18 protein-coding genes and 2 pseudogenes are annotated in these 22356 nt (G+C 64.2%); 10 read left to right on the plus strand and 10 right to left on the minus strand.

Translation table 11 applies throughout. The annotated features are described in order from the left end of the window. Positions 1–247: 247 nt before the first annotated feature. Positions 248–459, plus strand: a pseudogene (locus V9L17_RS18580) (IS3 family transposase); the annotation flags it as partial. Between the two features lie 141 nt (positions 460–600). Continuing rightward, positions 601–2223, plus strand: coding sequence for a hypothetical protein (locus V9L17_RS18585; RefSeq protein ID WP_337352451.1), 1623 nt, complete (start codon positions 601–603; stop codon positions 2221–2223). Positions 2224–2553: 330 nt separating this feature from the next. Here the strand turns inward: V9L17_RS18585 and V9L17_RS18590 are convergent, their stop codons facing one another. The 3 genes from V9L17_RS18590 to V9L17_RS18600 all read right to left on the minus strand — a co-directional run bounded on the left by V9L17_RS18590 (position 2554) and on the right by V9L17_RS18600 (position 3896). After that, positions 2554–2943, minus strand: a complete 390-nt coding sequence (locus V9L17_RS18590; protein WP_337352452.1) for a hypothetical protein — start codon at positions 2941–2943, stop codon at positions 2554–2556. A 136-nt stretch (positions 2944–3079) separates the two neighbouring features. Then, complete coding sequence (locus tag V9L17_RS18595) at positions 3080–3493, minus strand: helix-turn-helix domain-containing protein (protein ID WP_337352453.1); 414 nt, start codon at positions 3491–3493, stop codon at positions 3080–3082. Between the two features lie 55 nt (positions 3494–3548). After that, positions 3549–3896, minus strand: a complete 348-nt coding sequence (locus V9L17_RS18600; RefSeq protein ID WP_337352454.1) for a type II toxin-antitoxin system RelE/ParE family toxin — start codon at positions 3894–3896, stop codon at positions 3549–3551. An 869-nt stretch (positions 3897–4765) separates the two neighbouring features. Here V9L17_RS18600 and metH point away from each other — a divergent pair. Continuing rightward, a complete protein-coding gene (metH, locus tag V9L17_RS18605; RefSeq protein ID WP_337352455.1) occupies positions 4766–8416 on the plus strand; it encodes a methionine synthase in 3651 nt (1216 codons plus the stop codon). On the opposite strand, the gene V9L17_RS18610 is transcribed toward metH, so the two are convergent. Further along, positions 8406–11291, minus strand: a complete 2886-nt coding sequence (locus tag V9L17_RS18610; protein WP_337352456.1) for an ATP-binding cassette domain-containing protein — start codon at positions 11289–11291, stop codon at positions 8406–8408. The genes metH and V9L17_RS18610 overlap by 11 nt on opposite strands. Next, complete coding sequence (locus tag V9L17_RS18615) at positions 11288–11842, minus strand: hypothetical protein (protein WP_337352457.1); 555 nt, start codon at positions 11840–11842, stop codon at positions 11288–11290. Before V9L17_RS18615 ends, V9L17_RS18610 begins: the two co-directional genes overlap by 4 nt. A gap of 225 nt (positions 11843–12067) precedes the next feature. Here V9L17_RS18615 and V9L17_RS18620 point away from each other — a divergent pair, with 225 nt between their 5' ends. Then, positions 12068–12739, plus strand: coding sequence for a hypothetical protein (locus V9L17_RS18620; RefSeq protein ID WP_337352458.1), 672 nt, complete (start codon positions 12068–12070; stop codon positions 12737–12739). Positions 12740–12823: 84 nt separating this feature from the next. On the opposite strand, the gene V9L17_RS18625 is transcribed toward V9L17_RS18620, so the two are convergent. Continuing rightward, positions 12824–14098, minus strand: coding sequence for a phospholipase D family protein (locus tag V9L17_RS18625; RefSeq protein WP_337352459.1), 1275 nt, complete (start codon positions 14096–14098; stop codon positions 12824–12826). After that, a complete protein-coding gene (locus tag V9L17_RS18630; protein WP_337352460.1) occupies positions 14095–14436 on the minus strand; it encodes a hypothetical protein in 342 nt (113 codons plus the stop codon). The genes V9L17_RS18625 and V9L17_RS18630 overlap by 4 nt, the downstream gene beginning before the upstream one ends. A 230-nt stretch (positions 14437–14666) precedes the next feature. On the opposite strand from V9L17_RS18630, the gene V9L17_RS18635 reads away from it, so the two are divergent. The 3 genes and pseudogenes from V9L17_RS18635 to V9L17_RS18645 all read left to right on the plus strand — a co-directional run bounded on the left by V9L17_RS18635 (position 14667) and on the right by V9L17_RS18645 (position 17201). Next, positions 14667–15140, plus strand: coding sequence for an SRPBCC family protein (locus V9L17_RS18635; protein ID WP_337352461.1), 474 nt, complete (start codon positions 14667–14669; stop codon positions 15138–15140). Positions 15141–15354: 214 nt separating this feature from the next. Continuing rightward, a pseudogene (locus tag V9L17_RS18640) lies at positions 15355–16020 on the plus strand (GntR family transcriptional regulator). Then, entirely contained in the window at positions 16017–17201 is a 1185-nt protein-coding gene (locus V9L17_RS18645; RefSeq protein WP_337352462.1) for an MFS transporter, read from the plus strand. The pseudogene V9L17_RS18640 and the gene V9L17_RS18645 overlap by 4 nt, the downstream one beginning before the upstream one ends. Before the next feature lie 10 nt (positions 17202–17211). Here the strand turns inward: V9L17_RS18645 and V9L17_RS18650 are convergent, their stop codons facing one another. Further along, positions 17212–18135, minus strand: coding sequence for a LysR family transcriptional regulator (locus tag V9L17_RS18650; protein WP_337348782.1), 924 nt, complete (start codon positions 18133–18135; stop codon positions 17212–17214). Between the two features lie 144 nt (positions 18136–18279). On the opposite strand from V9L17_RS18650, the gene V9L17_RS18655 reads away from it, so the two are divergent. Then, positions 18280–18705 carry a CBU_0592 family membrane protein gene (locus V9L17_RS18655; protein WP_337352463.1) on the plus strand — a complete coding sequence of 142 codons (426 nt, stop codon included), beginning with the start codon at positions 18280–18282 and terminating at the stop codon, positions 18703–18705. A gap of 109 nt (positions 18706–18814) precedes the next feature. Here V9L17_RS18655 and V9L17_RS18660 read toward each other — a convergent pair whose 3' ends face one another. Then, positions 18815–19288 (minus strand): GNAT family N-acetyltransferase, encoded by a 474-nt coding sequence (locus V9L17_RS18660; RefSeq protein WP_337352464.1) that lies wholly within the window; start codon positions 19286–19288, stop codon positions 18815–18817. Positions 19289–19431: 143 nt separating this feature from the next. Between V9L17_RS18660 and V9L17_RS18665 the strand changes: the two genes are divergently transcribed. Beyond that, positions 19432–19731, plus strand: a complete 300-nt coding sequence (locus V9L17_RS18665; protein WP_337348785.1) for an antibiotic biosynthesis monooxygenase family protein — start codon at positions 19432–19434, stop codon at positions 19729–19731. Positions 19732–19861: 130 nt separating this feature from the next. Here the strand turns inward: V9L17_RS18665 and V9L17_RS18670 are convergent, their stop codons facing one another. Then, a complete protein-coding gene (locus V9L17_RS18670) occupies positions 19862–20521 on the minus strand; it encodes a peroxiredoxin (RefSeq protein ID WP_337352465.1) in 660 nt (219 codons plus the stop codon). A 106-nt stretch (positions 20522–20627) separates the two neighbouring features. Here V9L17_RS18670 and V9L17_RS18675 point away from each other — a divergent pair, with 106 nt between their 5' ends. After that, on the plus strand, positions 20628–22352 hold the full coding sequence (locus V9L17_RS18675) for a BTAD domain-containing putative transcriptional regulator (RefSeq protein WP_337352466.1): 1725 nt from the start codon (positions 20628–20630) through the stop codon (positions 22350–22352). Positions 22353–22356: the final 4 nt, after the last annotated feature.

A 22356-nucleotide genomic window follows, 5' to 3' on the forward strand; every position in this document is an offset into this window, starting at 1 on the left:
CACCTGCCCGGGTACTGGGGCGGACGCGCCCGCCCTCATCCAAGACTGCTTTCTCCGCCATTCGACTGCTGTAAGTCTTCCGCCCAAAGAAATTCTCAATGGCTTGCCAGATTAGCCGTTTGTTCGCCAAAGGCTCCTTCTCCAGCTGCCAAGGCAGGAGTTGCGAGCAACGATAGATCCTGCCGTTCGCTGGAATCGTCCCAACGAGCGAACCCACTCGGACCAAAGCGCCGTGGGTCGCACGGTGTGTGCTGGCAACAGCAAGGCCGGATCGTTCTTCTCAGCCCTGAAAAACGAGCGTGTCTGTCGGACCGTTTACGCGACTAAATCACAGGCCCGGAGCGACGTCATTCGCTACATCGAGGGATATTATTACAGCCGACGCCGTCACTCGCTCTCGGTTACCGCCGGCCTAACGAAGTCCATTATGGTTATCAGCAGGCCGCTTTGACAGCGTAGAAGAATCCGCTAATTCCCCTGTCGGAAATCCCCGCAGCAGCTCACTCCGTGGATTGCAGGACCGTATGAAATGTCGACACTCCTCGCAGGCCTTGGCGGTAAGAAGCATTTTCGTGTTGGTGATGGGGGTAGTCTCACAGCATGGCCATACCTTCCGCTCTCAATGCTGCACTTAGTAAGATCCCGAAACGGGCTGAGTCCAGAGGAGAAACTGAACTCCGCGACACTTTCGAAGACTCCGGCATAGCGAATGCGCTGGATAGTGTGGATCATCAAGTCCTCTATGGGAGGCGTGGTACGGGCAAAACACACGCTCTTAGATATTTGACCGCCACTAAAATTGGGGAGGGCGACGTCGGGATCTATGTTGATCTCCGGACAGTTGGCTCCGCCGAAGGCATTTTCGACGGGGAACAAATAGGGGCCGTGGAACGGACGGGCCGAATACTCGTTGATTTACTGAATCAAGTTCATGACGAGATCCTTCGAGTCGCTCTCGATGACAACGAACTGGTGGGAGACCCACTCTTTGTCACACGCCTTGATGATCTTCTAACAGCCATAGGTTCAATCCGAGTTGATGGACCTATCGAGCAAACGACAGATATCGAGACAGGGAGAGCACGGAAAGACTCTGGGGCTATCGGTCTAGATCTAGCTAAGCGAAACGTTACCCTAACTGCAAGCGGAGAAGACACTTCCTCAGAGAAAGAACGTGCCGTTGTAATCCGCAAAGGCAACGAACGTGTGTCGCTTAACTTTTCGGACGTGGCACGTGCGCTCCGACTTTTGGCGGAATCACTCTCTGCGAGACGAGTGTGGTTGATCCTTGATGAGTGGACAAGCGTTCCCTGGGAGGTGCAGCCCTATCTAGGAGCCTTCATCGTTCGTTGCGTGCTTCCAGTACAGGCAATGACCGTCAAGATTGCTGCCATTCAACAGCAGACAAACTTCCGCCAGAAGTTGGCAAATGGGAAGTATCTAGGCATCGAGTTGGGCGCGGACATGTCCGCGAACCTCAGCCTTGATGACTTTATGGTGTTTGAACAAGAAGAGACTCAGGCCAGGAACTTCTTTCGAGGGCTCCTGTTCAAGCATTTGACTGCGGGGGCAGAAGACCACCGGCAAGTCCCGGGGCTAACGAAGGAAGGTGAGTTGGTAAGACTTGGTTTTACAGACACAAGGGCCTTCGATGAGCTGGTTCGAGCAGCCGAAGGCGTGCCCCGGGACGCGATTAATATCGTAGCGAAGGCAGCTTGGAGAGCGGCAGACCGTCGCATATCAACCTCTGACATACGTCGAGCGGCGAGGCAGTGGTTTCAAGATGACAAAGAAGGTGCTCTCAGGGGCGAGCCAGAGGCCCAGAAACTTCTCAACTGGGTCATCGACAAGGTTATCCGTGACAAGAAGGCGCGAGGGTTTCTCGTCAATCAAAAGGATCAAGGTGCAAGCCCGTTAAGCGCACTATTCGATGCGCGGGTGCTGCACTTGGTTCGACGGGGTTACTCGGCTCAAGACGAACCAGGCGAACGATACGACGTTTACGTCATCGATTATGGCGCCTATGTCGATCTGATTAACACGCAAAGCGCACCTAAGGGAATGCTACCCATTTTCAGCGATGACGACGAGGAAGGCGACTGGGTTGAAGTCCCAACGCAGGACCTTCGCGCCTTGCGCCGAGCGATTCTCAACTTTGAGGAGTTCGCTGCTTCTCTAGGCAAGGAAGAAGCACTGCAACGAAAGGTGTCAGCGCCGCAATAAGATTCAGGCTCGTGCTCTACGCATATATCAGCACCCGACACAAACCAAGGCGCACGAGCGCGGGAAGTCCCGCCTTGTCCGCCTTGCTTGCGCCGCCGAATAGGAGCGCCACTAGAGACCTAAGCACGTCGCGGACTGCCAGCGAACTGATCAAGTGGGCTTACTCTCGGCTGAATCAGGCGCAGCCCTGCTCCTGCGACGGAGGCTAAAGCAGAAACTGCTCGCAGTCGCTGCTGAAGGCCGTGAACCACCGCGTCATCATGGCGGAACAACTCATTCTCGTTCAGAACTCACTCGCGTTTCGATGCTCTCAGGGCCGCCGTATGTGACCTAATCTTCCGAATTGCCATTGGGCAGTTTGAGTGAGGCCTCTGAGGGATCCATTGGTTCCAAGTCGAATCCTCGCCTAATCGGAAGCAAGACCGGCTCCACACCGAGCTTCGCGGATAACGACCGCAGTGACTCCCTCATAAATGGATGAAGCACCATTAGGCCCACTTTGGAAATGAAGTCTTGCCTTATGGATTGATCAACCTCGATTGGTCCTGGGAACTCGAAGGTCACTCCTTCGTCAACGGTAAAACGAGCATCATCCGAAACAACATTCAGGCGTTGGCGTACCTCGACTGCATCCATGGACGTCTGTATTCGGAAGTAGACTTCAGCATCGATGTCGATGCTTCCGTCATGATCGGCATCATCACGAGCGTCGCTGGTCACGGGTGCATCATCATCGAGACCTGCGTCGCGTCGGACTCCTCGCAGCTCGTAGCAGGTCATGCCACCTAGTTCGGAGTCGTCAATCATCGACTGGAGGTCCGTGTACACCTTCGAGGGATGTGCGGAGGTCGCAAGGTCAGGCACTGTTCACCCTGCCCCGCTCCAGCTGCTCGCTGGTCCACGGTTCTGGAATTGGCGCGTTTCCCAGACGCACATTTCCCCCCGTGTGGACCTTAAAATCGGTCCACCCCTGGGTTTGGTGGTAGCGGCCATTCCTGGCCTTAACCTGCACGACGAGCTCCGCGTCCACTGCACGTGCGTATCTCTGAAGTGTAAAAAGTGTCGGGTTCCCACCGAGCTTTTCGAACTCAGATACCGTCGACTGTGACGTTCCCATGATTTTTGCTAACTCTTTTTGCTTCAACTTCAGGTGCTTGCGCCGTCGAACCAACTGAAGGATTGTCTCGGTAAGTGTGTGCGCGTCCTTCCGCGCCTCGATGACCTTTGGGTCATCAACATTAACGCCGAGTGCTTCCAAAAGGTTGCCCATAGCTGTCTCCCTTCGAGGACACCTAACTATCGGGTATAACCGATATTCTTGTCAATTAGTTCCCGTTGTGATGGTTATAAGTCTTCAAACGTTCCTTGGCCAAGTCCACCGACTCGGTCTGGCGCTGCTTGGTCTTGCGGAAGAATGTAAGAGCGAGCAGAACGAGTCCGCCGTCGACCTCGGCGTACGCCATCCGATACGACCTGCGATCGAGATGCAGCACGAATTCCATCACACCATCGCCGAGAGGCTTGACGTCCTTCTTGAGGGTGTCGCCCGACGCGACCCTGTCCATGAGTTCGTCCAACTTGATCAGCTCCGTAGTCGAAAGCTTCTGCTTGGCTATCTCTTTTAGGACGGGGCTCCTAGCATCCCCCAACTTGAAGTAGTTCCACTGCTTCACGCCAGCCGGCCCGCCTGACATTCCCAGCTCCGCAAATCGCTGGCACGTAGGAGGGGCCTCCCTGAGCTTCGGCCACACGCTTTGGCATGCATCCCGTAACGGTCACGAGAGTGGACAATGAGACCGTTGAATTTCTCCTCATTGATACAGATAGAAGTCGTTACCGGCTGCCTTCCGCAGTAGGTGGCGAAAGACTCAGAACGGTGTTTCGGTGTCCGAAGGGCCAGCTCAGCGAGTTCCCTCGGTATTGTCGGTTCGTCCAAAACGGTAGTCTTCTCCACTCGCTCTGCCCTTGGTTAACCCCGGACGTACTTAGAAAAGTAATGTGTTCATCTTGGCAGACGGGACGACTGAACTTCCGACGGTGGGACGGTCAGATGAAAATCCGGGCTTGCTGCGCCGATACTTCTCCTCCTGGCTGGAGCTGGGTCGATGTTGGCGGTAAATTGGATGGCCCTACATATCGTCCACTTATTCGCCTTCACGCCTCTCTTGCTCCCACAGAAAATGTCAACGGGATGCTGAAGCGACCCTATCTGACTTCGCATACTTGAACTGTTTCGCGGGCACCAGCGAACTGATCAGGGAAACTCGCCCGGCCCCCTCAGCACCCAACACAAACCAGCGGGCGTGTGCACGGGAGGTCCTTCAGCGTTCGCTCTTCTTCTGCCGTGAATAGGCGAGCCGCTGGATACCTCGGCACCTCATAGACTGTCAGGGAACCGGCGGGGACGGGTTTACGTGAGCTGAATAGGCTCCCGTTAGCGGCTCAGGCGGCGGATGTTCATGAAGCCCCAGGCCACACACCCCCGCCGTAGCACACAGAAATACGAAGCAATATTTCGGCGTGTCGCACGTAACCTGTTTAGATGCCTCGTTTTGCTCTTGATATTGAGTCCGTGCCCCGCCCTGCCCGCGCCCAGGAGCTGCTGGACGCCGTGAACCAGCGGGTCGTCATTGCCGACGGCGCCATGGGCACCATGCTGCAGGGCCGGGAACTCTCGCTCGAGGAAGACTTCCTGGGGCTCGAAGGCTGCAACGAGATCCTCAACGCCACGCGGCCGGACGTCCTCGCAGACATCCATGACGCGTACTTCGCCACCGGCATCGACGCCGTCGAAACCAACACCTTCGGCGCCAACTGGTCCAACCTCTCCGACTACGGCATCGACGACCGCATCGAAGAGCTCGCCCGCAAGGGCGCGGAAATCGCCCGCGACCGAGCCGAAGCGGCAGAAAAAACGGACGGACGGATGCGCTGGGTCCTGGGCTCCATGGGGCCGGGCACCAAACTCCCCAGCCTCGGCCACACCACCTACGACTACCTCAAGCAGACCTTCGCCCTGCAGGCTGAGGGCCTCATCGACGGGGGAGCGGACGCCTTCCTCATCGAAACCAGCCAGGACCTCCTGCAGACCAAAGCCGCGGTCAACGGCTGCAAGCAGGCCATCGTGTCCCGCGGCATCCGGCTCCCCATCTTCGTCGAGGTGACGGTCGAGACCACCGGCACCATGCTCATGGGCTCCGAGATCGGCGCTGCCCTCACGGCCCTCGAACCGCTCGGCGTCGACGCTATCGGCCTGAACTGCGCCACCGGCCCGGACGAGATGAGCGAGCACCTGCGCCACCTGTCCAAGCAGTCCTCCGTGGCCATCGCCTGCATGCCCAACGCCGGCCTGCCCGTCCTCGGCCCCAACGGCGCGCACTACCCGCTCTCACCCACCGAACTCGCCACCGCGCACGAGCAGTTCGTGCGCGAATTCGGCCTCGGCCTGGTGGGCGGCTGCTGCGGTACGACGCCGGAACACATGGCCGCCGTCGTCGAACGTCTTGCCCCCTTCCGCACCGCCGCCGCTGTCACCAGCGGCGGACGGGGCGCCGACGGCTCCCGCGTTCCCACCGAGCGTGAAGCAGGCATCGCCTCCCTCTACCACCACGTGAACTTCGACCAGGAGTCCGCGTACCTCGCCATCGGCGAGCGCACCAACGCGAACGGTTCCAGGGCCTTCCGCCAGGCCATGCTGGAAGAGCGCTGGGACGACTGCGTGGACATCGCCCGCGAGCAGGTCCGCGTCGGCGCGCACCTGCTGGACGTCTGCATCGACTATGTAGGGCGCGACGGCGTGGCGGACATCAAGGAGGTCGTCTCGCGTTTCGCGTCGGCCTCCACCCTCCCGCTCGTCATCGACTCCACCGAACCTCCCGTGCTGCAGGCCGGGCTCGAGCACATCGGCGGACGCCCGGTGGTCAACTCCGTCAACTACGAGGACGGCGACGGCCCGGACAGCCGCTTCGCACGCATCATGCCTCTCGTGAAGGAACACGGCACCGCCGTGATCGCCCTGACCATCGACGAACAGGGCCAGGCGCGCACCACCGAAGGCAAGGTGGCCATCGCCTCCCGCCTCGTCGACGCCCTGGTGGGCGACTGGGGAATGCGCGTCGAGGACATCATCGTGGACGCGCTGACCTTCCCCGTCGCCACCGGCCAGGAAGAAACCCGCCGGGACGGCATCGAAACCATCGAGGCCATCCGCCAGATCACCACGAAGTACCCCGGAATCAACACCACGCTCGGCGTCTCCAACGTCTCCTTCGGGCTGAACCCGGCAGCGCGCATGGTGCTGAACTCCGTGTTCCTGCACGAGGCCGTCCAGGCCGGCCTGACCAGCGGGATCATCGACGCCGCCAAGATCGTGCCGCTCGCCTCACTGCCGGAAGACCAGCGCAAGGTCGCCTTGGACCTCGTCTATGACCGCCGCGAATACGATGCCGACGGCAACCTCACGTACGACCCCCTGGCCAGCATGCTGGACCTGTTCGCCGGCGTCGACACCGCAGCGCTGAAGGACCAGCGCGCCGCGGAACTCGCGGCGCTGCCTACCGGCGAGCGCCTGGAACGGCGCATCATCGACGGCGAAGGCAAGGGCCTCGAAGAGGACCTCGACCTGGCCCGCAGCGAAGGCATGACGCCGCTCGGCATCATCAACGACAACCTGCTCGAGGGCATGAAGGTGGTGGGCGAGCGCTTCGGCGCCGGCGAGATGCAGCTACCGTTCGTGTTGCAGTCCGCCGAGGTGATGAAGAACGCCGTGGCCCTGCTCGAGCCGCACATGGAGAAGTCCGACTCCTCGGGCAAGGGCACCATGGTGATCGCCACCGTGCGCGGCGACGTCCACGACATCGGCAAGAACCTGGTGGACATCATCCTCACCAACAACGGCTACAAAGTCATCAACATCGGCATCAAGCAGGGCATCGCCGAGATCATGGCCGCGGCCGAGGAGCACAACGCCGACGTCATTGGCATGTCCGGGCTGCTCGTGAAATCCACCGTGGTGATGAAGGAGAACCTGGCCGAACTGCAGTCCCGGGGCCTCGCGAAGAAGTGGCCCATCATCCTCGGCGGCGCAGCCCTCACCCGCGCCTACGTGGAGCAGGACCTGGCAGAGCAGTTTGACGGCGTGGTCAGGTACGCCAAGGACGCCTTCGAAGGCCTTGCCCTCATGGAACCGCTGGTCCGTGTGGCCCGCGGCGAGTCACCGGACGACGTCGGCCTGCCGCCGCTGAAGAAACGGATCCACAAGGGAGGCGCGAAGTTCACGGTCACCGAGCCGGAGGCCATGCCCGGCCGTTCCGACGTCGCCGCCGACAACGCCGTGCCCGCGCCGCCCTTCTGGGGCACCCGCATCGTGCGCGGCGTCGCCCTCCACGACTACTCGGCCTTCCTCGACGAGCGCGCCACGTTCATGGGTCAGTGGGGGCTCAAGCCCGGCCGCGGCGAGGACGGCGCCTCCTACGAAGAACTGGTGGAACGTGAGGGCCGCCCTCGCCTGCGCTACTGGCTGGACCGCATCCTCGGCGAGGGAATGCTCGACGCGTCCGTCGCCTACGGCTACTTCCCGGTGGTCTCCGAGGGGGAGCAGGTGGTGGTGCTGCACCACGGGGAGGATCGCGACGGCGTCCTCGGGACCGCGGGTCTGCTCGCCCCCGACGGCGGTTCAGGCGGTCCGATCGGCACCGACCGGCTGCGCTTCAACTTCCCGCGCCAGCGCCGCGACCGGCACCTATGCCTGGCCGACTTCGTGCGCTCCCGCGAATCGGGGCAGGTGGACGTCCTGCCGGTGCAACTGGTCACCGCCGGTTCGAAGATCGAAGAATTCACGTCCAAGATGTTCGCCGCCAACCAGTACCGCGACTACTACGAACTCAATGGCCTGGTCATGCAGCTCACCGAGGCGCTGGCGGAGTTCTGGCACGCACGCATCCGTAAGGAGCTGGGCTTCGCGGCCGAGGAGCCGAAGGACACGGCAGGATATTTCAAGCTCGACTACCGCGGTGCCCGGTTCTCGCTCGGCTACCCCGCGTGCCCGGACATGGAGGACCGCCGCAAGGTGACGGAACTCCTGAAGCCCGAGCGAATGGGCGTGATCCTCAGCGACGAACTGATGCTGCACCCTGAACAATCCACCGACGCGTTCGTGTTCCACCACCCGGAGGCGAAGTACTTCAAGGTGTGAGTTGGTGCTGGTCCCTGGCCTGGGCGTCGTGAGCCTGCCCGGCTTGCCTGTCAAGGCTGGAGACCGGCTTCACCCGCCGGAGCGCGGCGAGGATGGCCCGCCCCACCACAGCGATTCCCACCACCGTGGTGATGCCGCGCAGGGTGTCCCAACCCGCCGTCGACGTCACCAGCGAGTACAGCAGGAAGCTGCTGAGGTTGGTGCCCAACGGCGCGCCCGGCAGGTACGAGATGCCGGTGCCGGCTCCCACCGCGAACGGCCAAAACCACAGGTTGGTCAACAGGCCGAACACGTATGACGCCACGATGCCGTAGCCGCCCAGCATCCACAGTTCGGCTTTGCCCCGTACCCGCCGGGGGAGCAGTCCGGCCCCAGCACCCACCCACGCGCAGGCGAAGATCTGGAACGGTGTCCACGGCCCGATGCCACCCCACAAGGCACTTGAGAGGGCGATCGTGGCGGCGCCGAGGAGCATGCCGAAACGGGCACCGTACGCCCGGCCGGCCAGGAGCAGCAGGATAAAGACTGCCTCCACGCCCCCGACGCCGGTGCTCGCCACGCGCACCGCGGAACCGACGGCTGCCAGGACGCCGAGCAACGCCACCGTGTGTGCGGAGCGGACCGACCCGTCCAGAGAAACCACGACGGCGACGGCGGCGAGCGGCGCAATCGCCAGCGCCGCGTAGGGGAGGGCAGCGGCAGCGTCCTCCGGGAAGGCTGCGGCGAGCAGCGGCCAGCAGAACGCTGCGAGGGCCAGAAGGTTTGCGGCTGCGAGGACGGCGAGCTCGACGCCCCGGGGCATCCGGATGCGGCGCTGCCTTGCCGCGCCCTGGGTATCTGTTGGTTCGCTGACCCGTGGCCTCGGCCCGGCACCCGCCTGCCGGGAGAGCTGGAGGAGCGGTTCGGGCTCGTTGGCCGGTACGGAAGAGGGCACGACGCCGTCACTCATCGGCAGGATCCGGGCACCGAGGCCCTGGGCAAAGTCGACGTCGTGCGTGGCGATCAGGACCGCCGCACCTGAGTCCGCTGCCGCCCGCAGCGCTGCCGCCACTGCGGTGCGCGCCGCAGGATCGAGTCCGCGCGTGGGCTCGTCGATCAGGAGCACCTGGGGGCTGTCCATGGTCTGCAGCGCAATCGCAAGGATCCTCCGCTCTCCTGCTGAGAGGTCCCGGGGATGCTCATCCCCAATGGGAATCCGGACGTCACCGCGCAAGCGGGCCAGGCGTGACGCCGCGGGCATTGGGGAAAGCTGGTCACTGCTCCGGCTTGGGTTGCTTCGGCCCGGGTGACGCCGAGCCTGCCGCGCAGCGCGCATCTGGCGCCGCTCGGCCGCGCGGAGCTCTCCCGCCACCGTGTCCCTGGTGAAGAGGTCGTCCGAGGCATCCGGGACGAGGGCGACCCGGCCGCCGTCGACCGTCCCGCCGTCGACCGTTGTTCCGCCAACTGTTCCTTCACCCAGGGCGAGAGCCACCAGGAGGGATGATTTCCCGGCACCGTTCGGGCCCACGAGGGCCACCACTTCACCGCGGTGCAGGGTCAAGGACGCGTCGAGGACAAGCGGCTTGCCCTTGCGGTGCACCGCGACGTTTGCCGCCGTCAGCACCGGCGCGTGCTCCGCTGGCTGTACTGGCGTTGGACGGGCGGCAGGGGCCGACGGCGGCGCTGGCGCAACGCCCGGCGCCAGGGCGCCGTCGTCGATGGTCCACCAGGAGTCGGCAACCGGTACGAGCTGCTGCGCCCGGTGCTCTGCCACGATGACACAGACACCGTCGTCGCGGGCGAGGGCGTTGAGTACTGTGATGACGCGCCGGCGTGCTGTGGTGTCGAGGTCGGCCAGGGGCTCATCAACCAGGAGCAGCGCCGGATGCTGCACCACCGCGGCGGCGATGGCTACCAGAGTTGCCTCACCCGCCGAGAGGGTGCTGACATCCCGGTCCAGCAGTGCCGACACCCCGATTCGCTCCGCGACTTCCAGCACCCGTTCCGTGGCGGTACCCGATGCCATGCCGCGCAGCTCAAGGGCCAGGGAGATTTCGTCCCGGACCCGGGTGGAGGCGAAAGCGGCGCGGGGATTCTGCAGGACGACGCCGATGAGCCGTGCGGTATCGCGCGGCGGCGTGGTGGCGCGGTCCGTACCCGCGACGCGCACGGTGCCGGAGATTTCCCCGCCGTCAACGTGTGAGAGAAGGCCTGCGATCCCCCGCAGGATGGTGGATTTGCCGGAACCCGTCGGCCCGGTAATAACCGAAATTGACCCGCTCGACGGCGCAAACCCGGCAACGCGCACCTGAGCATCACCAATGCGGAACTGGGCGTCGCGCACCAGAAGCGGGCCGCCGTCGTCGTGCCCGGGTTGGTGTGCTGCCCTACTCCCGAAGCCGCGCAGCTCCAGGGCCGCTGCCACCCGGCCTGCGTGCTCAAGGGTGCGCTCGAGCACGGGTACCAGGGCCCGGGCTCCGAAACGTTCACCCCGCAATCGGAAGGCCAGGCGTACGGACGCGACGGCGTCGGCCAGCGCCGGGAGCGCCGCCCAGGCCACCACCAGGGTCCGGGCCAGGCCCTGCAGGGGGCCGCCGCGGGCCAGGCGGACGAAGCCGCGGGCTATGTCCACCCAGGCGTTGAGGATGCCGAAACCGAGGATGATCCCGGCGATCGGCAGGGCGGACAGAACTGCCTGCCACAGCCCAGGTCCCGTTAGCGGGCCGAGGAGGACCACATGGGCGTACGGGGCTGGCAGCCGCACCGGCGGCAGGTCGAGCAGAACCGGCTCACCGATGCCCGCCCCGTTGAAAAGGATGCGGTAGATGACCCGCGCCGCGATGAAGACGACGGCGAGAGCCGCCGCTGCACGTAGCGGCGCGGGTCGAAAAGTCATGCCTTCGGGGCGGCCGGTTCGCCGTCGACGGTGTACAGCAGTTCGAGGCTCTCTCCGGGGCTGACCTGAAGGGTGGCGAGGCCTTCCTGGGCGTAGGCCCAGTCACCGGTGGCGGGCTTCACCCAGAGGGACCAGTAGGCAAAGGCAGCCGGCATGCCGCTGCATTCTTCCTTGTACGTGCCGCCCTTGTGGACGATTTCGAAGTCTGCGGCGGGCACGCCGTTCACGCGGCACACCAGTTCGTTGGGGTACTGCGTGGTGCCTACAGTCTTCACGTCTGCCTCCTCGAGCACCTTGGAGGCGGGGGTCTTCGCGTCCACGGGCACGCACACGGACTTGTCAGCGGCTGCCTGCTTCAGGGATCCCGAGTCGACGATGACCTTCACTCCGGAGCAGGGTCCGGCGGCGGCGGAGGAGGCCGCTGCCGTGGAGGCCGGTGCAGAGGTGGTTGGCTGGGTGGCGGCCGGCGTTGAACAGGCGGCGAGGGTAAACAGGAGACCTGCGGCGGCGAGGGAGCTCGCGGCGGCGGTGCGGATCGTAGTCAAAGTCACGTGTCAAGCGTAGGGCGTTGCTGGTCAGGAGCGGGATGCCGTCGCATTGTGTGACGCTACTTCTCCACTGAAACCAGGAATGACGCCTGCATCAGCAGGCGTCATTCCCTTTCGGCGGGCGGCCACACCGTAACCACGCACCGGACAACATCGCCCAGCCGGAGGTTTTCCAATGAGCCAATTCGCGACCTTGTGCCTGCCGACGTCGAGGTTTACCGTAATCCCATGGCTCGGCGAATTCGCGGAGATGCGACGGCGGCGGCCGTCATGGTGGCGGGGTCGGCAACGTTCCTGGCCGGGGCCTTCATGCCAGTCTCGCGTGTGTATGTCGAAAGAGACCCGCAGCGCAAACTGGCCATTCTGCTGGCGGACCCTGGGCAGTGGAGTCCCCAGCAAATGCTCTTGGCCGCAGGCACAGCTGCGTTGCCCGTTGGCGTGGTGATGCTCGCCCGTCACTGGGATACGGGAAGCGGGCGGGGCAGTCAGGAACCCTTGGCGGGGCAGCGGCTTGCCCAAGGCGCCGCACTTGCGTGGGTCGCGGGAGCTGGTCTGTTCCTGGGTCACCTGAAGGCGCGATCCAGGGATCCGGAGGCCTTCGCGTTGGGGAATATGCCCTTCTGGCCCTTTCAGGGATACATGGGGCTGAGCCTTGCCGGCATGGCTGCCCTGGGTGGCGGGCTTTTGGCACGGGCGCGTGCTCACACCAATTCCGGCGCCCTGCCACAGGACCCGCGCTGGCCGGGCTGGCTCAATGTGGGCGGGGCCGGAGTCTTCGCCGGCGTCCTGGTGGCTACCGGTGACCTGCCGCCCCTGCTGGTCTACGTCGTGGAGCTGACAACCGGGGCTGCGCTGCTACGGCAGCTCCGCCGGAGCGCCGACCCGGGGAAGCCAGCCTAGCTCGCGGACCCCTCAGCGATTGTGAACTTGTACGGACCCCAATTCACTGGGGCCGTCGCCGTGCAGGAGCAAAATAGTCCTCGGTTAGAACTGGGTAGTGCCGCGCATCTTCCGGGGGCGGCCGTCCGGGTCCACCACCAGGCGGTACGCAGGGTCCGCCCAGAGACGCTGGAGGGGCGTCACCGGTTCTGTGGTGTGGTGCCGCACATGTCCCCTGGGGCGGGGTGGGTGGGCGCCGGTCTTGTGCCAATGGTCCAGGGCATCGGCGGCGGCATTCCACAGGCCTAGGCCGTCCGCCGGATCGAGCAGCCGGGGATCACTCTGGTCCAGGCCCAAGTGTTCGGCCCAGAGCTGGAGCCGGAGCCCTTGGGCCAAAGGACGGGAAGCCCCGGAACCATTGCGTGCCTCGGGTGCTTCCTCCTGGCCATCAGAGGTGTCGATGACCGCGCAGGTCAGCTCGCTGTCCGTGGTCCAGGACCGCCGGTTGAAGTTGTCCGACCCGCAGGTGAACCAGGCGTCGTCGATGATGCAGATCTTGGCATGGACATAGATCGGAGTTCCGGCCCTGTTCTCCAGGTTGAACACGCCGAATCTGTCGGGAGCAGCGCGGCGCATCCTATCGATGGCGCGCAGTTGCCCAAGCCGCTTGGGTGGCCCTCCCAGCGCACCGTCGGAATCCGGGTAGCGGGGTACCACGGCGATCACGTTCAAACCGGGGTTCTGTTCGAGGGCCGCCGCGATTCCCTCTGCCACCTCAGCCGACCACAGGTACTGGTCCTCGATGTAGATCAACGAACGGGCCAGGCCGAAAGCCTTGGTGTAGGCCCGGGCAACGCTCCGCTCACCATGGGGTGCGAACGGGAACGGCGGATGCTTCACGCCGTAGGTGCGCAGCAGTTGCACGGCGTGGGGGCCAGCCGGCGGCGGGGGCGGCGCAGTCTCCGGCAGGGGTTCGGGGTGCCGGGGCATATCGGCCAGGCGTTGCAGCAGCATCCGGTATGGAGTGCGACGGTCCAGAGGATGGGGGTCATCCCACCGTTCCGCGAACAGCTTCAGAACATCCGCCACCACCGGGCCGCGCAGTTCCAGGGCGGCATCGTGCCAGGGCGGCTGTTTCCCGTACCGGGGATCCATGTCCACAGCCTGCGGGTCTCCCATGTGGTCGGCGTCGTCCCGGCGGCTGTGGGAAAGGTCGATCCCGCCAACGAATGCGACGTCCCGCGAAGGGTCCTGACGATTGCGGATGACGAACAGTTTCTGGTGATGGCAGCCGAAGAGGCGCACCCGTTGATCCAGCAGCACCTCGCCGCCGGCGTCGTTGATCTGGCGGCTGAGGTGCTCGTTGGACAAGTTGCTCATGGGGCAGACACGCGCTCTCCGTGGGACCTCCAGACAAGCCCGCGCACTTCAACTCCGGCCCGGGCCAGCCGCGCCAGCACCTCGCCGATCGCCGGCCCGTCGGGCGTCAGCCGTTCGTCGCCGTCGCCACGCCAGTCGGTGAACCACACCCGGTCTCCCGCCTCAAGGGCGGACAGTTCCTCGTGCAGCCGGGCGAAATAGGTGGCACCGTGAATCAGGGGCCGCACGAGGTTCCCCTCCGACCACGACTGCGATTCCCCACTGCCTGTGTGCACTTCGGTGGCTGCATTGCCCCACTCGGCGGCACTCAAGAACCAGTAACCAGCACTACTGTCCACTCGTCGTTCCCTTCGGGACCCGGGGCCTGTCATTGGGCGTCCGGCCTACCAGTAGCCTACGACTGTGCCGGTCAATGTCATCCGGTGGTGCCGTCGTCCCGCCAAATCCGGAGGTCTGGACACACTGAGCCGCCGGATTTATCGTGCAGATGTGGCGGCTGCCTGACTGGCAGGATTGCCAGTGCTGCCGGTCTGTTGTTGCGGCCGTCCGTCATGACAGGAGGAAGCAGATGGAACACGTAGAAGAGACCGTTGACGTCGCCGTACCGGTGCGGACCGCGTACAACCAGTGGACCCAGTTCGAATCCTTTCCGCAGTTCATGTCCGGTGTGGAGTCCGTAACCCAACTGACCGCCACCACCAATCACTGGGTTACCAAAGTAGGTGGTGTCCAGCGCGAATTCGACACCGAAATAGTTGACCAGGAGCCTGACGACCGGATCGCCTGGCGCAGCACCGACGGCAAGTCCCATGCTGGCATCATCAGGTTCACGCCGCTGGACGCCAATCACACGAAGGTCAAAGTCCATTTCGAATGGGCGCCGGAAACCGTCACTGAAAAGGCAGGCGCGGCACTGAAGATCGACGAGATGCAGGTCAAGTCGGACATGCGTAAGTTCAAGGACTTCATTGAATCGCGCGGCACCGAAACCGGCGCCTGGCGCGGTGAAGTCAAGGACAGCGGCCCGACCGGGCAGGTCTAAAACCGGAGGGTTCGCCCAATTCGTGGGAAGCGCGCGGGATCGCTGGATCGCTCCAGCGATCCCGGGCCCTTTCCCGCGAGTTCGGCAGCGGGGGCTGCGTTGGGCCCTCGCCACAGCTGGAAAAACGTCCGCAGCCAGTCCCTGCGCCCAGTCCAAGGGACTGAAATGTACTTGTATAGATGTATACAAGTATGCTTAATGCGGAGGTCACCACATGGCACATTCACCGTCCCGGAACACCGGGGCACACGTTGTCTACGCGGAGCTGAAGCGGCAGATCCTGAGCCTTGAGCTGAAGCCCGGGGCGCGCATCTACGAACCAGCAATGGCCGAGGCGCTGCAAGTGAGCCGTACGCCGCTCCGGGAGGCCATCCGCCGGCTCATTTCGGAGAACCTGCTGGAACAGCAACCAACCGGTGGTGTTCTGGTGCCGGCCCTGGATGAGGCGGCAATTTCCGAGCTGTAAGAGGTGCGCGCGGCCATGGAATCGCTCATGGCGCGGCAGGCGTGCGTGAAGGCCACGACGGCGGACATCGAAGCCCTCCACAGCATTCTTGAGCGCAGTGCGGCCATGGTGCAGTTTGCCGATGAAGCCATGAAGCTGGGCATGTCGCTGCATTCAAAGATCGCCGATATTGCGGGGAACTCGTGGGCCCGGCGGTTTCATGACCAGATCTCCAGCCAGATGGAGCGATACCGCCATTTCACCAACAGTACGCAGGAACGGCGGGACCAGGCGCTGGCACAGCATCGGATCCTGGTCGACGCGGTGGCCGCCGGCAAACCCGACAAAGCCGCCAAGCTAGCCTTCGACCACGTTATGGGAGCCAGGGACGCGGCCGTGCGTGCCCTCACAGGCAGCAGCCTCGTCATCACATGATCGGCGAACTCGGACGCCGCTCGGCCACAGCACTCCTCACGCATTCCGCCCTGATCCAGGCGGTCACCTTCCTGGTCCGTCCGGCCGCCACCTACCGGGCGCTCGAGCTGGAGGTTCCTGGATTCGCGCTGGGTCTCCTCGCCGCCAGCTACGCGGTCTTTCCCCTGTTGCTCGCCGTCCCCACGGGCGGACTGGTGGACCGCCTGGGCGAGCGGAGGCTGATGGCGATCGGATCCGCCGTCGTTCTTGCCTGCTCTGCCTTCCTGCTGCTGTGGGGATCGTCCATCGTGACGCTGGTCATCGGAACCGCGTTCCTCGGTGCCGGCCAACTTGCCTGCGTAGTGGGGCAGCAGGCCGTGGTGGCCAACAACGCTGCCTCATCCAGGATGGATTCCGCGTTCGGCTACCTGACGTTCGCGGCATCGCTGGGACAAGCCTTGGGGCCGTTGGCGATTTCCCTGGTGGGAGGCGCCTCGGTGCGGCCCGATACGCAGGCGATCTTTTTCCTCTCCGCCTGCATGAGCCTGGTGCTTTTCGTGACCACATTCGGCGTTTCGGCCAACGTCAGCGGGGGCAAAAGGAAGGCAGTGGTGGGCGATGGTGGCGGAGGCAAAGGCAGTGTTGTTGCGCTGCTGAGGACACCCGGCGTCGCACGCGCTCTGGCCACCAGCGCCACCGTCCTGGCCGTGGTGGACCTGACCATGGTCTACCTCCCGGCGCTCGGATCCGAACGCGGGCTCTCAGCGGCAACGGTGGGCCTGATGCTGACCACCCGGGCCGTGTTCTCCATGGTTTCCCGGCTCCTGCTGGGCCAGATGGCACGGAAGCTGGGGCGCATGCGGTTGTTGGTGTTCAGCCTGGCGTTGTCCACTCTCGCGCTTTCCGCGGCCGCAATTCCCATGCCGGTATGGCTGCTGTTTGTGATCATGGCTGTGCTGGGGTTGGGCCTCGGCATCGGCCAGCCCCTCACCATGTCCTGGCTTTCAGCCCAGGCTCCGGCGGGGCAGCGCGGCCGGGCGCTGGCCCTTCGGCTTGCCGGCAACAGGGTAGGCCAGGTGGTGCTGCCCAGCGCCATCGGCGTCGTGGCGGCCGGACTTGGCGCAGGAGGCGTCTTCCTGGCGTCAGCAGTGGTGGTGGGCGGGACGCTCCTGCTGCTGCGCGGCGTGCGCCTGGACGATTAGACTCGTCCGCTCAGGACGGCGAACGGGTGTCGAACGCCCCAGCCGATTCCCGTAGAAGGCGTGCGACGGTGTCCACCGGCGTACTCGGTGACCGTCGCCGGTCGAACCGGCGCAGGACGATCCGTCGCGTTCCGAGCCCGGGGACGTCCAGGACGTCGACCCCGTCGTGGGCGACGCCACTCAACGCCAAGGTGGGCACGATCGCAATACCCTCGCCCGCAGCGACGAGCGCGAGTGCGGTGAGCGTTTCCTGGTATTGATGCACGGTTTCCATCTGGGCGCCCGTTGACTGGCGGAGCCGACCGAGCACTGCAGAGTTGGCGGCTGTGGGTTCCACGCCGAGCCACGGAAGTGGCAGCCGGGCAAGGTCGATGTTCTCGGTGCTGAGCAGGGCGCCGGCGGGAACCACTAGCTTCCATGGCTCGTCCAGCAGGGGCTCCTCGGTCATTCCGGCGGAAAGCGAACGCTGTTCGGCCGTCGTGGAATCGAGCTCCACCACGACGGCGTCGAGCTGGCGCTGGCGGAGCAGCCGCATCAGGGCAGGGAAGTCGTCCTCGACGATCCTGATCTGCAATTGCGGGTACTGGGAGCGCCACTCGGGCAGGCGTGGGATCACCACCGTCCGAACGAAGCTGGTGAATCCGCCCACGCGCACGACCCCTGCGATCTGGGCCCCGCCTTCGATACGGGCGCGGGCGACGCTGAGTGCGCGTTCAATCTCCTCGCCGGCTTCCGCGACTGCCAGGCCGGCCGGTGTCAAAACTGAACCTTTGGGCGTGCGCACCACCATGGCGTGCCCCGTCTCGTCCTCCAATTTGTTGAGCTGCTGTGAGACGGCCGAGGCCGTGATTCCCAACTCGTCCGCCGCGGCGAGCACCCCGCCCGTACGGGCAACAGCAAGAAGAACGCGCAGCCTGCGCGGATCGATATCCATGTTAAGTAGTTCTAAACCACACCTTCAGTGAAATGCAATTGCTCTAAAGGCATTTCAAACTCATAATTGCTGTTAAAACCGGACGGGCCCGCGGAAAAATCCAGGCAACACCCTCTTCCCGGGCATCACCTCTGAAAGGACATCATGGAACTGCTGTGGGAAATCGCAGGTTGGTCGGGGGCAGTTCTGATCCTGTCGGCATACCTGTCTGTTTCCATGGGTTGGTTGAAGGCCGGCAAACGCTTCCAGATGGCCAACCTCATCGGTGCATGTGCCTTCATCGTCAATGGCGCGGTCCACGAAGCGTGGCCTTCAGTAGTCACGAACGTTGCCTGGTGCCTCATTTCCGCCGTCGCGATTCTTCGTATGCGTGCCACACGCGAGTCGCCGGTTGCTGCAGTTGAGGCCCTGCAGGTGCAGTTTCCCGGCGTCCCTGACACCACCGGCCAGATCGCTGTTGTCGAGGCAATTACGTCTGCCGTTCACGGCGACGCCGCGGGACGGGTGGCTGAGTGCCAGGCCAGCCGGCGTGACGCGCGGGCAGCACTGCCCACTGCGTGGACGTCCTGAATTCGCCCAGTTCGCGGGAAAGGTGCGAGATCGTGGGATCGTTCCCGCGATCTCGCACCTTTCCCGCGAGTTCGACGGCGGGTCCCGGTGCTCATGCCGGGGTTCTCCCTTAGAGGCGGAGTTCCATAAAGACGCTGTTTGGATCCAGGACGTAATCGGCGAAAGGAGCGCACTCGGTGAAACCGTTGCGGGCGTACAGGCGTCGCGCCGGAGCAAAGTAGTCCTCGGTTCCGGTCTCAAGGTAGAGGCGCTCAAGATTGCGGGCACGGGCGTCGTCGAGGATGTGCCGGAGCATGAGCGTGGCCACGCCCCGCCCCCGTGCGTTTGCCGTGGTGCGCATGGACTTGATCTCGCCGTGTGTGGGGGACCCGGGCGGGGAATCCAAGAGCTTGAGCGCGCCGCACCCCAGCAGGCCGCCTGCCTCCCGGGCCGTCCAAAACGTGATTGACGGTGCGGACAGCGCCGAGTGGTCCAGCGCGTGGACGCTTTCGGCCGGCGAGGTGGCGAACATGTCAGCCAGGTGTTCGCTCAGGAGCTGATGGACATCGTCGCGTGCGGGGTCATCCCGGTCAATCGAAATCACGCTCTCCAATTTACCGTTTCCGTACTCGGCCTCGTCCGCCTACAACCTTGCTCGTAAGAAGTGCTGCCAACGCGAACCGAGGAACGCGCGGGGAACGGCCGCGACCTACCTTTAAGCGAGAAATCGGAAAGGAGGTGAGAGCAATGGCAGACCACTATGCCTCAGGAACCTGGCAGGTGAAGCAGGGCAGCGATCAGGAGTTCATAGACCGATGGACGGAGTTCCTTCAGTGGTCCCGGGCGAACTACCCGTCGATCCTCGTGGCGAACCTCATTCGTGACCGACGTGTTGCCGGGCATTATGTTTCGTTCGCGGAGTGGACCGACGAGGCGTCCCGGGACGCATGGAAGCAGAACCCGGAGTTCATGACCCACTTTGATGCCTGCGTGGCGCTGTGCGAACACATGAGCGGCGCTGATTTCGATCGGGTAGCGACTGTGTAATCCATCTGCTTTATTGCCTGACCGCCGAGCGCGGTCCGGCCGCCGACAGCGTCAGCCGGACCGCCCGCGCGGGCCAATGCGGCCTGCAGTGGGCGGTTTCGGTCATGTCAGGCTCCAGTCTCTTTTGCGATCACACAGGTTGCGGGACGATCCGAATGTACGGCTTGGGCTCCTTCCAATCGCCAAATATCCCGAGGGCCTCGCTGTTCGGCACGGAGCCGGCGATGATGACTTCCTCGCCTTGCTTCCAGTTGACCGGCGTCGCCACCCGGTGCTTCGCAGTGAGCTGAAGCGAGTCGACAACACGAAGCACTTCATCGAAGTTGCGTCCGGTTGTCATGGGGTACACGAGGATCAGCTTGATCTTTTTGTCCGGCCCAATGACGAACACGTTGCGGACGGTCTGGTTGTCCGCGGGCGTGCGGCTCTTTGCGTCCCCGGACGTGGCCGCCGGGAGCATGCCGTAAAGCTTCGCCACGGTGTAGTCGTCGTCGCCGATCACGGGGTAATTGGGGCGTGCCCCCTGCGTCTCTTCGATATCGGCGGCCCACCGCTCGTGATCAGCTGTCGAGTCCACAGACAGGCCGATGATCTTGACTCCGCGTCGGTCGAACTCGGGCTTGATCTTGGCCATGTAGCCGAGCTCGGTCGTGCAGACCGGGGTGAAGTCCTTCGGGTGGGAGAACAGCACTCCCCATGAGTCTCCGAGCCAGTCATGGAAGCGGATATCGCCGACAGTCGTCTTGGCGGAGAAATCGGGTGCGATCTCACCGAGTTGCAGTCCCATCATGTCCTCCTGGTCGTTGTGATGTGATGACGGAACCAATTGGCTCGCGTCACTTCTGACGGTAAGGCGACCCTGTTCCCCGACCGTTCCCCCCAGCTACCATGAGGGCGTGGAGAAGTGCGCCGTCCTCATGCTGGGCGCGTTCGGTGTCGTGATTGACGGCCGGCCGGTTCAGGACGACGCGTGGAAGCGGACCAAGGCGGCCGGGCTCGTTAAGGTCCTCGCCCTCGCAGAAGGGCACCGACTGCATAGGGACGTCGTCGCCGATCTGCTCTGGCCCGACCTCAGCGCGCAGGCTGCCGCTTCGAATCTTCGCAAAGCTATGCATTTCGCGCGCGCCGCCCTCGGCTCGCCAGACGCCGTTCAGGCGCACGGCGACCTGCTGGTGCTGCTGCCAGGCGTGGATGTTTCCATTGACGCGGAGCGGTTCGAAGAGGACGGGCGCGCCGCCCTTGCCTCATCGGCAGGGGTGGATGAAGCGCTCGCCCTGTATCGAGGCGACCTGCTTCCCGATGATCGATTTGCCGTGTGGGCCGAGGACCCCCGCGATCGGCTGCGCACGCTGTACCTGCGCTTGCTCAAGGCCGCGGCTCGATGGGACGACGTGGTCAAGGCCGACCCAACGGACGAGGAAGCCCACCGCGCGATCATGGTTCGTGCGCTCGGCGCGGGCGATCGCCAGGGCGCGATCCGCCAGTTCGAGCGACTGTGTCGTCGGTTGCGCGCCGACTTGGGCGTCGGCCCAGGGGCGGCGACCGTCGCGGTCTACGAGGAGGCCATCGCCCAGGACAGCCGACGCGCGGAGAATCGCACGCGGGTCACGTTGGCGCGAGCACTCATCGCCCTCAATAGTGGCGACCTCGTCGAAGCCACATCATACGCACGGCGTGCACGCGAGCTGGCCATGGAAGCGGACTTGGGCCGAGAGATCGGCGAGGCCAGCGCAGTGTTGGCGATCGCGGCGAACATGCAGGACCGTTGGCCCGAAGTGTTCGAGGCCGAGTTCGTGGAGTTCACCCAGCACGACTCTGCGCGCTCCGGCTACATTCTTGACGCACAGTTGTGCCTTGCCGAGTTCTGCCTGAGCGGGCCGGACGGGCACGGGAGAATTGCGCGGCGAATAGCGCGCCTGCGCACGATCGCCGAACGAGCAGGCTCGGTGCGCGGCCTGGCCATCGCAGACCTGTTGCTGGGGGAGGCGGCACTCTTCTCCGGTGAGCTCAGCGAGGCGCGCAGTCTTCTCCAGTCCGCACTCGAGTTGCACCGGCGGGCCGGGGCACCGGCCGGCGAGATCGTGACACTGCAACGACTGGCTGAGGTTGACCTCGCGCAGGATCGGCCCGAGGAGGCCGCCCGGGCAGCCAGTCGCGCTCTGGGTGCCGCGGCGTCCACGTGGCTCGAGCCGCATCTCGTCGTACGCCTGTACGGGGTGCTCGCTGAGGCTGCCAGATCTCCGGCGCAAGCGGTCCGCATCATTGAGCGAGCCGACGCGGCACTGGCCGGGAGGAGCGTCTGTCCACCGTGCTCGATGGGTTATCAAGTGGCCGCAGCGACGCATTACGCACTGGCCGGGAAGCTGGACGCAGCCCGCCGCCGGCTCGCCAACGCGGAGCAGCTCGCAGGCATGTGGCCTGGCGGACCATGGCACGCCGCCCTCTGGGAAGCACGAGCCGTCCTACGCCGCGCAGAGGGTCACGATGATCAAGCCATCGCCCTGTTTTGGGAGGCGGCAGCTAGTTTTGCCGAGCTCGGCAGGCGCCAGGACGAGCAGCGCTGCCTGGCCCGAGCAGCACAAAGATCGCCAAAGGCGACCGGAAAGCCTTTGGCTGGATAGTTCC

Source organism: Pseudarthrobacter sp. CCNWLW207 (assembly GCF_037203945.1).
In the GTDB taxonomy this organism is placed as follows: Bacteria; Actinomycetota; Actinomycetes; order Actinomycetales; family Micrococcaceae; genus Arthrobacter.